The organism is secondary endosymbiont of Heteropsylla cubana (assembly GCF_000287355.1).
Lineage (GTDB): Bacteria > Pseudomonadota > Gammaproteobacteria > Enterobacterales > Enterobacteriaceae.
Genome location: NC_018420.1, coordinates 1,104,522 through 1,121,596 on the forward strand (window position 1 = coordinate 1,104,522; position 17,075 = coordinate 1,121,596).

Genomic DNA, 17,075 nt, shown 5'->3' on the forward strand with positions numbered 1-17,075 from the left:
GGCAATTAATATTGCAAATATTAGCAAGGAAGACTAAAATAGTCAGTTATAACTAATATTTACTAATTGACACTCTATACTCCCCTCGTAAAGAGAAACTAGACTTTAGTAACCTACATTTTTATAAATGGGATTTAAGTAATAGTAAAATTTTTTAAAATACCGTAAAACTTGATACAATTAATATTTCACAACAGTTGATTTTTTTAAATGCAAACTAATTCTTAATATTAAGATAATAAGTTTTAAATAATTTTAAAAATTAATTTCTCATGAAAGAAAAATTATACATTATAAAATTTTATATTGCATAGATTTTCTATGAAGCCTACAATATATTAGTAATAGCCGGTGTAGCTTAGTTGGTAGAGCATCTGATTTGTAATCAGGAGGTCGAAGGTTCAAGTCCTTCTACCGGCATAAAATCTTGGGTGGGGTTCCCGAGCGGTTAAAGGGAGCAGACTGTAAATCTGCCGTCATAGACTTCGAAGGTTCGAATCCTTCCCCCACCACCAAATTTATAAACATTGCGGGAGATATTTAAAATATAGAGATATATTATAAAAGAAACATAAAATTTTTTTAATAAGATTAAACTAGTAAAATTTTGAATTAAAAAGTATATTAGAAATTTTAATTCTAGTTTTAAAAATGTTAAATAAACAAACATTAAAGATGCGGGTATCGTATAACGGCTATTACCTCAGCCTTCCAAGCTGATGATGTGGGTTCGATTCCCACTATTCGCTCCAATTTAACTAACTAGATTACATGTTGTTTCAATATAGTTTGAAACTAAAGTTTAAATAAATTAAACTATAATCAACAATTATAAAAATATACTTTTTTAAAAATCTTAAGGATTACTATTTTAATTCATTATTAAATCTATATTTAAATAAAGTTATATAACTTATCGATTTATTTAATAGGAAAATCGCTATTAAATTTAATAAGTCGAATAGCATCTATCTATCTTTTCATATATAGTTATTATTAATCTACTAATATTTTTACAATTTAACATCTAAATATAAATCAATCTTATAAAAATTTAAAAATCTATTTACTGATAAGTTAGTAATTTTATTTATTTTTAAAATGTCACGATCGTAATAATTCTCTCAATAAGTTTATATAACATCTGACATTTTATCTAGTAACTATAAATTTATTAAACTATAATATATATTTTCGCTCAAAAATACGCAATGAAATGAACAATTTTCTTATATACTTTTAATGCTATATACTACCTATAACAGACACCCTACTTTTTAGTTATTAATGACCTTGCTACTATAACCTTAATTTTTTTATCTTCCTTATAAAATTATTTTTAATAAATTTAGAAATTAAAAAAATGAAGCCTTACTCTACATAAGAATATAAATCAATTTTATCTTTATTTATTTTTAGTTACTAAATAAAAATTGATTATCTTAATTTTATCTCTAGTAATATTATAAGGTTTATACACTGCTTAATAGATAAAATAACGAAAAAAACTCTCTTATTAAAGACAAGAAAAAAATAAAGTATTTTTGAAAACTAAGATAAATAAAAATATTTTTTTAAAATCTTTATATTGGATAGAATTAATTTCACACTGTAATTTATAAATTATTCTCTCTTTACTAAGAAAAGCTTCATTTTACATAAACAACTATTAAAAATGAAAAACCTGTAAAACCATAACAACAGCACTCAAAAATCAGTTTATGAAAATACCAATAAAAACATCATTACAAAAATAATAAACTAAACACAGACTTCAACTTGATTGTTAATAAAAAACTATCATCTACTTTTTAAAGTTTTTATTAAAAAATTATTTAAAATTTTAATTTTAATCCGATAAGCGCTAAATCTATATCTTTTTTTTTACTCTCTTAACAAAAAAAACATAAAAGTTATGGCTAACTAGAAAGTCATTCCTGATATATAAAAGAATCCCCCTATTAGAGAATATCTATTCTATAAATTAAAAACGTTTATAAAATAATATCATACATTAGATAATCCATTTTTACTCATTGCAGTCTATTAACACTGTTACAATATTTCTTGATAAATAAAACTCAACCAAAAACTAAAAAAATATTAATAAAATAGTGATCTAGTTTATATTTATTATGATAAATTATCATAAATGAGAGCGTAAAAAAAACAAGCAACTGTTGATGATAGAAAAATATAAGATCAACGAGACTAATATTCTCAGTTTAATAAAGTTATTGAAAAATATATTTGTGAGATAATAGTTTTTTCTCTAAAAACCACTTATCATCGGTAACCCTTTAATAACTAATGGCTATTCAATAATTATTGTAAAAAATGTTGTTTATTCTTTTAAGAAGAATCTATATTAATAGATTTATTAATCTTAATTATTAAAGATTTTTATTAATTTTATTTTTTTTAGAAAAATACTCTTTGGAGCATAAAGATGAGCATAACAACACCTTTACTCTTACAGTTTTCAGATTCAGCCGTAAAGCAAGTCAAAATTTTAATCGCTAATGAAGATAATCCAAATTTGAAACTACGAGTGTATATTATTGGAGGAGGATGTAGCGGATTTCAATATGCTTTTACTTTCGATGATCATGTATATGAAGATGATGTTACTATAGAAAAAGAGGGTGTTATACTGGTTGTGGATCCAATGAGCCTACAATATTTAATAGGCGGATCTATAGATTATGTGGAGAAGTTAGAAGGATCGCGTTTTATTGTTACAAATCCAAATGCTAAAAATACATGCGGCTGCGGAGCATCTTTTAGTATATAAAAAATTTTTTTAATATATAAATAGTGCTTAATATTTATTTCAGTAAATTTTTTATTAGAAAATACTCTTTATGGTGAAAACATTGTTTGGTTCGGCTTCTTCTATATCTAAATCTCTTCTTACTATGATATCTGTCACACTCAAAGAAACGTAATTTCTACTTTGTTGAAAACAATACACTTAAATTTAGTTTTAAGTAAAATATCCCTTTAACATCTATCTTTACTGTTAGATGCATTTAAATTTATCATGATTTATCTTGATTATAAAATAGTTATTTTTAATAATTTATAAGTTCATAAGACTATTTTTATTTTATACTATAAATCTTGTGGAAAGGTGCAAAATCATGCAGTTTTTTAAAATTAAAATATTAAAAACAGTTGATATTAAGAAGATATAGCTCAATAATTTTAGCATTAACTTCATATTTTAATGATATATGCGTTCTGATAATTAAATACAGATAAATATAGACATAAAAATTTAATATTGTCAATAAAATAAGTTTAAATTAACAATTTGTAATTTTATTATCTGACATAAACACTAGAAAACACTACAATAGTAAATTAAAGATTCAATTTTCTTATAAAAAATAGAAAAGTAGCGTTAAGAAATTGTTCTTAACGTTAAAATAAAAAATGCCATTTTAGTGTAAAAGTATATTATATACTTACTAAATATTTCTTATACTCACTATATGCACTGTTCAAAAAAAAATAATGAAGCATTTTTTATGCTGATAAATAATAAATGAGATCTCAAATCCAAAGAATGTCAAGATCATAATACACACTATTATCTAGAAATTATTAAAATAAAGTTTTTACTCAAACCGATGCATATGTCACATTACAGTCTAAAATTATCATCGATGAAACTTTTAACAATAACGTTTTTACTTCATAGATTAACATTATTGTAAATGCGTATTAATACCTAATAAAATCGCTTTTTAATGTTGTTATAATAAAATAAGATTACCAGATATTCTTATAACATATAAAAATAATATCTTTTATGTGCATGCAAATCATCTTTATCTTAACACAATATGGGAAAATATGATAAAAAATTTTTAACAATAAAGTCTTATTTTTATTAAAATGAGCTCACCCCAGATATCATACAACTATTACCTCACACTAATGTGTATCAAAATTACAGAAAAAATAAAAACTCATCTTAATAGGTAAATATAAAAAAAATAATTATCTTCAAATTTGTCATAATTTTTAGTTTTTTTAGTTAATTAGGATATTAAAACATTTAAAGTATAAAAGATAATTTAATAAGTTCAAATCATTTGTCATAATCAAAAAAAATATAACAATATCTTTAATTAGATAAAAACTTAAACAACCACAGTGGGTCGCATTAAGGTGTATAAGAGTTAATATATTGATGTAACTTAAAAAAATAGAAGTAACCTATTATATTTTATTAAACTTAGCTATCTATGTCTCTTTACTACACGTTACTTGAACATAGAAAAAAACTTATAACAATATAGTATAAAAAATTATTTTTAATACATCTTTTTATATAAAAGATATTCCATCTTATTTAATAATAAAAATATTATTAATGACAAAGATAAGATAAAAATCCTTACTTAATATACTATTTAACATATGACATGTATCGATCTTAAACATTTCAAAATGATAGATTAGGACCTCTTAAATAAATAGACTCACTCTGTATCAGTACAATACAGTTGTAAAAATTTTTTATTGTATAAAAAATTATAAATTACAAGAATCATTAACCAAGAAAAGATGAATGAATTAAAAATAACATTTACTGGTTTTTATAAACCTTATAAACATAAAAGATATTAATTAACTATTTTAGTATTATATAATTATTTTTTTTAAAGATAAAACACTTAATGAAAAATATGAACATCTGATTTTTAAGATAAAATACAACAGATTAATTTATTTTTTACCAATATATCAAAAACTAGAAATAATCATCAAATCTAGAAACAATTAGCTATCATAAATTCTTAAAAGCTAACAAACTATATTGCATTAATAAATTTCAAGCATTGTTATTGCTAAATTGCTAAATAGCAACACTTATTAAGGCTACATTTTACAATAAAAATGTAAATTATAGAAAAATAATACGTATTTAAAGTTTTTATAAACTTATTTGATGATCAATAACCATGAAAATTTAAACCTTTACTCTTAAGATTTAATATAACTTCACAAAAAAAATAATTAACATCTCTATTAATAATAGGAATATCTATGATTCTTAATACAACAGTTGTAAAACAAAAGATTTTTTTTGATAAAAAATTAAGAATCAGATAACGTGTAATAACTCAAAAAAAACAAAAAAATAGCGGCGTTATTAGCCGCTTTTTATTAATAATTAAACTGAAGCAGTATAAATATGCGCTATTAAATCTAACACTTTATTGGAGTATCCTGTTTCATTATCGTACCAAGCAACTAACTTAACAAAATTATTATTTAATGCAATACCCGCTTTTGCATCGAATATACAAGTTAATTTTTGACCATTAAAATCTGTAGAGACCACATCCTCTTCGGTATAACCTATTATTCCCTTTAAATCACCTTCAGAAGAGTTTTTAATGACAGAACAGATCTCTTCGTAAGAAGATGGCTTTTCTAATCGTGCAGTTAAGTCAACCACTGAAACGTTAGGTGTCGGTACACGAAATGACATACCAGTTAATTTATCTTTCAACGCAGGAATAACTTTACCTACAGCGTTAGCTGCTCCAGTAGAAGCAGGAAGAATGTTCTGAGATGCACCACGACCGCTACGCCAATCTCTATGACATGGAGCATCGACAGTTTTCTGCATAGCAGTTGTAGCATGAACAGTTGTCATTAAAGCTTCAATGATACCAAAGTTATCATTAAGAACCTTCGCTAAAGGTGCTAAACAGTTAGTGGTACAAGATGCGTTAGAAACTATATCCTGATCATCATAAGTGTTGTGATTAACACCCATAACAAACATGGGAATGTTATCTTTTGGAGGTGCTGTTAATACTACTTTTTTAGCACCAGCAGTAATATGTTTTCGTATTTGTTCTTCAGTTAGAAAAACACCAGTAGCTTCGGCCACAACATCTACACCGATATCTCTCCAGTTTAGCTTAGATGGATCTTTTTCTGAAGTACAACGAATAACCTTTCCATTAACCACCATATGATCATTTTCTAAACTTATACTACCATTAAAACGACCGTGAGTTGAATCGTACTTCAACATATAGGCCATATAATCAGAATCTAATAGATCGTTGATAGCTACGACTTCAATGTCGTCACGTTCTTGCACAGCACGTAAAATAATACGGCCAATTCGACCAAAACCGTTGATACCTACTTTAATAGTCATATATTTTCCACCAGCTACTTAATAAATGAATATAATGTTATTTTTGTATAAAATTTTTATTAAAAATGCATCAAAATAGTTTTAATAGTTAACTAACATTAATCTAAATTATGCTAATCAGAACTAAGATCAATATAACTTAACACAAAATAGAGGTAATAAAATCAGACATACAACTCATAAAAGATTATAACATATTATTAAAATCATAATTTTTAATAAAAATTTATCTTTACATATAAAGAAAGAGCAATCATGTTAAGAAAAAATTTTCTTAAGACATATTAATTATTTAATAAACTATTTATTCAAATTATATTAAATGTTTAATATCATTAATGATTTTATTTTTTTTCAAAATTTTATGATTTATATTTATCGTATAACTAAGTATACACTTGCAATATCAAAGTTTTAACACCTTAAGTTTTATTTCTATAAATTTAACTAATATATATTTCTAATATATTAGTCTTTGATGGTATCACTTAAAAAGTCAAGAGATTTTATAAAAATAAAAAAATATTAGAATAAGGCGATCAAACACCTTAATTATTAAGATACAGAAGAGTAGATATGCTCATTATAAAAATACAGATTTGTCTTTGACAATCTAAAGTACAGAAACATTCTGTTAAAATATATATCAAAAAAATCTAGATTGTAGAACAATTCGCATTATATAAGTTCTTATTCTTATCTATATCATTAAAAGATTAGTGTATTAAATGTACTTATTATTATAAGTAATTTACATATTATAATCTCTTCAAGATAAAAATCTTTTTTTTACAAATATATTACCTAACAAGCAACTTTTTTTAAACACTCTGATAATCATCGATCTAATTGTCTCTTTCTATTTTGTTATATTCGTTGACATTCAACAATTAAATCTAACTAACATCCCTTCTTACTTCCTCATCAAAGAAACAATTCTTAGCGTTCTTATTAATTTATCTATATGGCAGAAAGTTTTCTTAAACTGATCATTAAGAAATTAACCCCAATATCCTATCAGACTTAATTTCTTTATTAGAGAACGACATACCGTTACTATTCTTATTAAAAAAAAATAATTGAAAAAAATTTCCATTTTTTAGTGATTTTAAAAAAAAATAAGACAATATATACTTTATTATGTAATGTTTTCTTTTTTCTATACAAACCTATTTCATATATTGTTATTTAGTGTAAAATATTTATATCTATTTAATAGATAGATATAAATAAATATGCAATACTATTAGTGGTAAATAGTATTGTTTTAATTTATACGTTTACTTTTAATCTACTATTATTGAACTAATTATGAATTAAGCTACCTCATCTATTAAAGATATTTTTAGATATTAAAAATTAATAAATCTTTTTTTAAAAAAGCTGTATGAAATAAAATGTAATAAATGACTTAATAATAGACATATGTGTTTAAGTAACAAACTACTAACATTATTCTTACGTTTTTCTCAATCTAAAAATAACCAATGTTATTAGTTATCAACCAATATTTGAAAAAACCTGCTTCTCAACAGATACTTTTAAGTCGGTTAATTAAATCTTGTAAATACCTTTCTTTCTCATCTAAACCACAGAAGATTATACTTAAAATAACGTTATGAACATATAAAATAAAATTATTTAAAAAAAAATAATAATTAGTCTTATAGTAATCAAAAGCACTATTTTTAAGCTAATGTTCTTTTAAAAAAATTAACGCTATATCAATAATTTGGGTATATACCCTATAATTCTATAGCTGTAATAATATAGAAAGCTAACTAATAAAATCTTATTAAAAACATCTAACCAAACATACGCTTTTAATCATGAATAAATCTATCTATTTGATAAAAATAAAAAAAAATAACAATCAACATATTGTTAATATTTTTTTTATAAAACTAACTTACTTTTATCTTAATGAAAAAACTCAGGATATAAATAAACTATTTTACATAAATATTTGTTTATAGCACATTAATCTTATTATTCTTAAATCTATATTCTATTAATAAAAATTATTTACATATCGTGTGAATCCTCACATTATTAAAAGTTTTTACTGTTATATAACCTATAAGCTTTCACAAAAAAATATTGTTCTGAACTAAATTAACCTTTTCATGACTAATATTTTGTTTTAACAAAAAAAATCTTACGAATATATTCTGACATTTATAGTCTGTTTTTTTTAAAAATATAAATAGCGGCGGATTTAATTTTTCTTCTACTTTAATGAAAATAGCCACACCTCAAGCGTCTTTGTATTTCTTGCTAACTGAACATAAAAATAGATTATATTATCTATAATATTTTAATACCGAAAAGAAAGAACTTTTTTTGCTCTAATAAAAATCCGATGCACCTGATTAAGCCAATAATTATTATTTCTAATAAAAAAAAATTAATAATTTATGCCTTATTTTAATCAATTTATTAAGTTTAACATATTATTTTCATTTAATAAATTATGCATCTAATATTGTGAAATTAACACCAAACACCAATAAGTATATTTATTAAAAAATAATGTTTTGAACATGAATAATATAATCAATCAAAAACAAACTAATTACTATATTACATAAATAATTTTATTAATTTATCATTAAATTTATTAACTTTGTGTAAATATATATAGTTTTACTACACTTAATTTCATTTAATGATATTATTAATAAATACTTGTACATATTGAATATAATATTTTATATTAAATATATTTTTTTTAAAAAATCTAACAAAATATTAAAAACTTACCTTCATAAAAAATAATGGCCGGAAACTAGATTGTAACTCCTTAGGTCTTCAATAGCTCATAACTTTCTCAAGCTCAATTAAATAATTTTATTTATATATAATATCAATAAAAATAATTTTTTAATTTATTTTAAATTAATTTTACTCATTCAAGGTAAGCAGGCAGGATGTATTAAAAATACAAATAAAAAATACATTATATATAAAAAAAATTATAAACAAAATACTAAACCGATTCAAGAATTAAAAATAAACATTCTACACGTTAATAATATTAACGTTAATAAATAACCTATATCTTCATGAATAAAAGCAAATAATATATTAACTGTGTTTTTCTTGATATTGTAAAACAAATCTATAATTAATTTATATCATTAAATCTTAATCTTAAGGAAAGTTATTATAAGCAAATTTAATCTCCATACAAATCGTTGATAAAAATTGTCAATTATAGTGCAATTAAAATACCAGACAATGGTAAAAATTATAAATTTAATTAGCGTTATTAACGCTAAATTTGTAATATAAATCCAGCAACCTTACCGTATGATAATAAAACAAAGAACAACTAAAAAAAATTATAAAAACAAAAAAATACTTTATAATAAACAAAATCTTACTAAAATATGCATACAATCTTTTTTCTTTAATGCCTTTACTATATAAAAATACGAACTACAATGATATCTTAATCTCATTGTAGTTCCGTCATGTTAAAAATTAAAATATCTACGCATAGAATTAACTTTTAAATAACAAAACCATTCCTAATATAATTAAAAATACTATTTTCACACAAAATTTTCATAATAATATCTTAATATTACTGTAGATTTTAATATACTAAACATTTAAACCTACAATTCATAGTAAAAAACTTTTAAAAATACTTAAATATTTATATAATAATTATATTAATTTTAATGGTTAACATTTTTCACAAATCAAGCAGTTGCTAATTTTCTATATTTTTTCAAAATAGATAGAAGTATTAAAAATACATTTATCTTATCATCCAATAAAGTTTCATCCGCATCTTTGCTTTAGGATGTTCAAAAAAACGTAATAAAGAATCTAAATAAAGCAACCCGCCCATATATGTTATACCCTTAACCGGAAACAGATCTATTAAATAATTTCTGTTAAAATTTCAATGCCTTAATACAGTAAGAGGCTATATACAAAATGTCATTTTACCATAAAATTTATCATAAGATTTTGATTTTAATTATTAAATTTTTTTTTAAAATCAAAATTATTCCAGGGGCTTCAGATGCTAATTTACTTCTCTCATGTCATCACCCTATCATATATTTGCTCCCATTTAAGTCTACAATTGCTCTCCTTGCCCTACATATATTATGTCTAAAAAACGATTTTGTTGATCCACTGATACCTCTTCACATTTCGGGTATCACTATGCCGCGTTATTTATTTCTTGATGAATACCGTAATTCTCAATCTTCATATACAAAATCATCAGAATTTACTATTCTATTTAACTCTTATATTGAATACCACCATGCAAATCCTGAATTAAATATTCACTTACTACCTATATGGATAATGCTTGGACATTCTCCGGGCAATAAGTTAAAAATCTCTAAATTACCCTTACAATTACATTTTATTAGCAGCGTTAAAATTTTTTTTTCAATTTTATGCTATAGGACAAATAGTCTCATACGTTTTTTACAACCACTATCTTTAAAAACTCTAGTTATTACACATGGTAAAGACCAATTGATAACTAAAAAATTAATCCGAATAGCACGCATACACTTTATCCGGCAACAGTTAATAGCGGTAGGTCCTCAACTACCTACTCGAAAAAAACTATTTAAGCAATTTTTACTATCTAAAAATGTAAAAAAAACACTAGACGATGAAGCGCGAAACAAGCAACTCTCGACAAAAAAAGTAAAAAAACATGCACTTGAATTAATGAAAGAAATCGCTGCTAATACTTCGTATCCAGCAATCTGCTATTCTGAGCTAATTTTGAAATGGACTTGGAGTTGGCTATATAAAAAGATAAATATACACAACGTTGAACGGGTTCGTAAACTAGCAGAAAAGGGTTATGAAATCGTCTATATACCTTGTCACCGAAGCCATATGGACTATTTATTGATTTCTTACGTACTTTACCAATATGGAATAGTGCCACCTCACATTGCTGCCGGTATTAATCTTGATTTTTGGCCTATAGGATCACTGCTCCGCCAACTAGGTGCATTTTTTGTTCGTCGTGGTTTTAAAAGCAATAAAGTTTATTCCACTATATTTCGTGAATACCTGCACGATTTGTTTTCCCGAGGCACGTCAATAGAATATTTTATTGAAGGTGGCCGATCTCGGAGTGGAAGACTTTTACAACCAAAAACAGGAATGTTAACTATTACCATTCAAACCATTTTGCGTAGTGGAAATCGACCTATTGCTCTCATACCCATTTATATCGGATATGAAAATGTAATAGAAATTACAACTTATTCTAAAGAATTAGAAGGTGCAACAAAAAAAAAGGAAAACTTTTGGCAAATGATACATGGATTAGCAAAACTATCTAATCTTGGACAAGCTTATATCAATTTTGGAGATCCTCTTCTCTTAGAACCTTGGCTATCAAAGCAAGTGCCACATTGGCGAAATTTTATTAACAACCCCCCAACAAAGCAACGTCCCATCTGGTTAAGCCCAGTTGTAAACAAGCTCGCCACTACCGTAATGATACGAATTAATAATGCCACTACAGTTAATGCTATTAACTTATTTTCTACAGCTATATTAGCTTCGCATGATAGATCCTTGACAAGAAAAAAATTATTGGAACAAATCGCTTGTTATCTTCAAATACTACGCAACGTTCCCTACTCGTCAGATATCACATTACCTAATCTATCTCCAAAAAAAATATTAGATTATACACTTCAAATAAACAAGTTTACCATTAAATATAATATAGGTGAAGATACTTTTCATTTGTCTAATAAACAAGGATTAATTGCATCTTATTATCGGAATAATATTCAGCATCTTTTAATTCTTCCTTCTTTTGTAGCTAATATTATTTTTTACATACCCGGAATCCAACGATCACAACTACAAAACTGGATAGAACTCTTTTATCCGTTATTAAAAGCAGACTTTTTTGTTACTTATGATTGCAAGAAATTAATATTAACTATAAATTGTATTATTGATGAGTTCATAGAACAGAAACTAATATATGAAAAAGAAAACTCTCTTTATGTACAGAAAACTAAATTAGACACTCTACAACTCTTATCTAATAATATTAGAGAAACTTTGCAGCGCTATGCTATTGTCTTTTCATTTTTATATACTCAGGCAAACATTAATAATAAAAAGTTAAAAAAGATAAGTAAAATACTAGCTCAGATACTTTTAAAACTAAATGATATTAATACACTAGAATTCTTTGATAAAGAGATGTTTTCTGCATTAATAGATACACTATTATATCATAAATACATCATTCTTCCTTCAGATAAGCCAAATGAAAAAGTCTTTCAGATCTATAGGATCCTTAGTAAAATAACACCGATTAATACTCTTATGGCTATTAAAAAAGCAATATTTTTGGTAAATACATCTACGGAACATGGCTTTGAAACAAAATAAATGTTCTACTGTCCGATAGAAATCATGCTTTAACTAATAAGATTTATTATAATTTGTAATACTTAAAAATATTGCAAATACAGCAGTGTTATAAAATATTTACATTTTTTCCTTAATTATAACAAAATAAAATACATCTATAATTTAGAAGATTTTCGTCTATAAAGTACTATCATTGTAAATAAATATTAATAATATCATGTTATATTATCAATTATCATGATCATGCTAAAATTTTTTTCATGCTAAATTAATTATCCTTACAAGGATATATTTATATTTTTTCTAGATGTAATTTATTGCATTTATTTTAATATTTATTATATTTTATCATCTCTATGAGAAAACTAGATAATTTTATTATTAAACCATAAAATCACAACATAGTTATTTTGAAAAATTTAAACTACTGATCCTTAATTTATAAATATTATTAGAGTTATTCTATCCGTTGATCAAATAATATGATCAGAAATATTGAAATTTTTCTGTAATCTATAAGAAAGGACACAATTAATAAAATTGATAATCACTATCTAATTTATCATAACAATTAAAATAATATAAATATGATTAATGAAATTTTCTAAAATATTTTAATAAACCTACTACAAAAAAAAATAAACAAAATCTAATTATTAGTCTTAACTTAACGTAAATCATAATAAATAAATCTACGTGTTACAACTTTTATATAAACAGAACTCTCTATAGTTCTAAAAAAAAACAATAAGATAATTATCTTATTGTTTTTTTTTAGAAATTTTAAAATTAGTTCTAAATATTAATATTTAAATTAACAAAAATTATAATTTATTTAAATCAAAATTTTTAACATTATCGCTCTAAATATTATCTATTATTCTAAATACAAAGAAAATATCCAAAGGAATATTTCTTAATTATTTAGTTATTATATCTTTTATCACAACGAACCATGTAGATTTAACCTCACCAGCATAAGTGTTATGTACCTATATAATTTTATTTATATATTGTTTAGTTCCTATCGAAACATTTAATCTACTCGAGTCATTAAGTAAATAAAAAAATAAAAAAAACAACTACTATTGTCCAAAAAAAATTAAGTTTTATAACTTCGAGGATTTACATGTAAATTTGAAAATTAGCTTTTTCTACACCTATTGATCGTTTGTCAATAGACGATTTTTTTTCAAAATCATGATTCATCCTGATTAAATATTTAACTTTAGTAACAATTTTTACATAAAATGTAATATACTTAGTGTCAGCTTATGCTTTATAAATACTATGAACGAGTTGTATCTCTTAAAACCACGAAGGAAATGACTAATAAGTTTTAAATCTACAAAATTAATATCAACTAATAATTTATTACCCTGATTAACAAACTGAATATATTAAAAAAACGAAAAAAAGTGTTTACTACCATATTTCTAACGACATAGATTAAAATTAATATGGATGATTTTTTTTAAACTGCTTGTTATTCATTTCTTAACTAGAATGAATTAGTCCATAGATTATTTTTGATTCTATTAAAACATAGGTGTATTCAAATATACTTTAACCAATAATAAACTAAGTTAATAAAAATATTTTTTAATATGAAGAAGATTTATAATAACCGCATCTAAAAAAAACAACTATCCAGATAAATATCTAGTTGTTTTTTTCTTAATGTAAAAAAAATATTTAACTTTTTAGTTTCTATTTTTAATTAATAATTAGCATTATTTAGATAATCGTATTATAACTAACTGATTATTTTTAATCTTTTATAAAAGAAATGATTATCTCAAGAATATTAATGTTAATTGCTCATTAAAATATTAAAAAATACTGCAAATCTATCACAATAATTTTATATATCAATAAAATTTTTAAATTATATCATAATAGATATAAGGCTATATAACTGAATTAATTTATATTAGTATATGAATACTATTGCGTAAACGTGAATCTTATCTTAGTAAAATCACATCTATGGAAGAGTAATATAATACTAATTACAAAAACATTTAGTCGTGAATTTAAAAAAACGAATCCTTTATATAAATATTATTTATATTTTAAAAAAAATAAAATCTAATAAAAATTAGCCTATTTCTTGATTAAAAAATATTTATAATCTTCTTTTCTGTTAATAAAAACAATAAATAAATTATATTTCTCAAAAAAAAAGATAAATATTATTCAGATCAATCCACTTAAAAAAAACAATAAACATCAACAATCACTACTGAAAAATATCCCTAAATAAAAAATTTTTCTTACTTGATTTTTCATATATCAATATATTAAAAAATATTTTAAAAAATTACACCTAAAATACATCATACCTAATAATAATACAAATATTAAATAAATTAACATAATAAATACAATAGCTTAAGATAGTATTAATAAAATACATCGAAAATGTTTAGTGAATTTGCATGCAATTAATTAGCACCTAGCACGCTAGTTAATAGCTAGACGCTGTTTATTGATATTTACTATTAATTCAAACATCCCATAAAGATATAATAAATACTGAACATAGCTCATTTTGAATAAAAAAATATAAATCCTATTAATAATAGGAATGCTGATTACGTTGATGCTTGGTAATATCTTTTACCCCTTTTAGTTTAGGAAACGTTGCTAACATCTCTTTCTCAATTCCGTCTTTAAGGGTATAATCTACCATAGAACACCCGTTACAGCCTCCGCCAAACTGTAAGACAACAAACATATCACTGGTAATTTCTACTAAAGTTACTTGACCACCATGTATCGCTAATTCCGGATTGATCTTCGATTCTAAAAAATATTTTACTTGATCAATAAGTTGAATTTCGTCGATTAATTTTCTTTTTTTTGCATTAGGAGCTTTGAGGGTTAATTGCGAATCAAACTTATCTACTAAAAAATCAATTTCTGCATCTTGTAAATAAGGTGCAGAAAGTTTATCCACATAAACAGTGATATTATCAAATTCTAATTTAAGATCAGTATCTTCGATAGTGTTTGGAAAACAATATGAGACAGCACATTCTGCGTTAGATGTACCAGGATTAATAACAAATACACGAATTTGAGTCCCAAATTTTTGATGAGACAGCAATCTAATAAAATGCTTTTGGGCAGCGTCACTAATATAAATCATAAATATTAATTCAATCGTTGAACAGATAAGCAGAAAATTATACGTTTTAGTTGTCAATAAAACAAGATATAATAAATTCTTTATTATCATATAGTTTTATTGCTCAAATTAAACCTTTGCATTATTATTTTGTGTTAACGACATTATTTCTTCTTTAAGAAAAAAACTTTTTTAAAAATTTATATTTAGATGATTGATCTCTGTTTTAAAAAAATTATTTAGTGTTGAAAAAAATCTTTGTTGATATAGGGTAAGAAGCTTACTATTACTTCGTAACTTTAAGTTTGTATTTGTCATTGGTTCTTTTGGTATTAAAACTTTATCTTAAATTTAATTGTTTAATAAAAAAGTTTTTACTAAAATATTTTAAATTATTTCTAAATATGCAGATAAAAACAGCTTTAAATTAAATACACTTAATTATAATTAAGTGACGTGCATTATAATTATAGTAAAATAAATTATAATAATTCTTGTTTATAACAATGAGGAAAATAGTACTAAAAGAGTACAATATGAGAGACATGCAAAAACGGATATCTCAAAAAATATTTAGGGATATATTATTATATGACAATGACTTACAGCTTAATAAACAAACCCTACCCATTTAATAAATCACATATAAATATTACAGATACTGTAAGCTACTGATGATAAGGATCACAATACGTAATATTCTCTTAAGTCATTCATTCCTCAATAAGTAAAACAGTTTATTATTCTATCAGATAAACTATCAATACTATTCAAAGTAATATATTAGGAGAAATAAAGATGACGAAAAAAAACAAATTCTACTATTATCACTTATAGTCAGTAACTATAAACTTTATATAGCGGTTACAAACCCCTCTGCAAAAGAACACTATAATCTACATTATAATCAAATTAAAATATGTAGTTGTATTATAAATAGTAATTATAATATCTAAATGTGATAATAATTAATTGGTTTAACAAAGATAATTTTGTGTGTAAATTACTTTTCGGGAAATATCTAAGATATTTCATATATAAACTAAACCTAAAAAGAAATGATTATGAAAATAGCATTTTCAGCATTTAACCACCATACACTTCACTTTATTCAATAAAACTATTTTCGACTATAAACTCAAACGCTCAGAGCGTCCCAATAATTAAAAAAAAAACAAACACTGTGTGGAATAGGAAGATCTGTGACGTAATTTGCGTTATGATCTCGGATATTTGAAAGTCTCCGCGCTAAATTCGGCGAACGGAGAAACCGCTAAGATCGGTTTCAGGCTAGATCACGGTAATCTGTATCAAAAAAATGATCATTAATCATAAGTTCGATTGGAGTTCGCC

4 protein-coding genes and 3 tRNA genes are annotated in these 17,075 nt (G+C 23.8%); 5 read left to right on the plus strand and 2 right to left on the minus strand.

The annotated features are described in order from the left end of the window. Window positions 1-347 precede the first annotated feature (347 nt). The 4 genes from A35E_RS02930 to erpA all read left to right on the plus strand — a co-directional run bounded on the left by A35E_RS02930 (window position 348) and on the right by erpA (window position 2,794). Window positions 348-420: transfer RNA gene (locus tag A35E_RS02930), tRNA-Thr, on the plus strand. 10 nt (window positions 421-430) lie between these two features. Then, window positions 431-515, plus strand: a tRNA-Tyr gene (locus A35E_RS02935). A 162-nt stretch (window positions 516-677) separates the two neighbouring features. Next, window positions 678-752, plus strand: a tRNA-Gly gene (locus A35E_RS02940). 1,697 nt (window positions 753-2,449) lie between these two features. Next, window positions 2,450-2,794, plus strand: a complete 345-nt coding sequence (erpA, locus tag A35E_RS02945) for an iron-sulfur cluster insertion protein ErpA (RefSeq protein ID WP_014889196.1) — start codon at window positions 2,450-2,452, stop codon at window positions 2,792-2,794. A gap of 2,394 nt (window positions 2,795-5,188) precedes the next feature. Here the strand turns inward: erpA and gap are convergent. Then, a complete protein-coding gene (gene gap / locus A35E_RS02950; RefSeq protein WP_014889197.1) occupies window positions 5,189-6,193 on the minus strand; it encodes a type I glyceraldehyde-3-phosphate dehydrogenase in 1,005 nt (334 codons plus the stop codon). Between the two features lie 3,951 nt (window positions 6,194-10,144). Between gap and plsB the strand changes: the two genes are divergently transcribed. Further along, window positions 10,145-12,607: a glycerol-3-phosphate 1-O-acyltransferase PlsB gene (gene plsB / locus A35E_RS02955; protein ID WP_014889199.1), complete on the plus strand. Its 2,463-nt coding sequence runs from the start codon at window positions 10,145-10,147 to the stop codon at window positions 12,605-12,607. A 2,560-nt stretch (window positions 12,608-15,167) separates the two neighbouring features. Here plsB and nfuA read toward each other — a convergent pair. Continuing rightward, window positions 15,168-15,743, minus strand: a complete 576-nt coding sequence (gene nfuA, locus A35E_RS02960; RefSeq protein ID WP_044105156.1) for a Fe-S biogenesis protein NfuA — start codon at window positions 15,741-15,743, stop codon at window positions 15,168-15,170. Between the last annotated feature and the right edge of the window lie 1,332 nt (window positions 15,744-17,075).

Coding starts and splice junctions, on each gene's coding strand:
- erpA (WP_014889196.1), top strand. CDS start 2,450: ATGAGCATAACAACACCTTTACTCTTACAGTTTTCAGATTCAGCCGTA.
- gap (WP_014889197.1), bottom strand. CDS start 6,193: ATGACTATTAAAGTAGGTATCAACGGTTTTGGTCGAATTGGCCGTATT.
- plsB (WP_014889199.1), top strand. CDS start 10,145: ATGTCATTTTACCATAAAATTTATCATAAGATTTTGATTTTAATTATT.
- nfuA (WP_044105156.1), bottom strand. CDS start 15,743: ATGATTTATATTAGTGACGCTGCCCAAAAGCATTTTATTAGATTGCTG.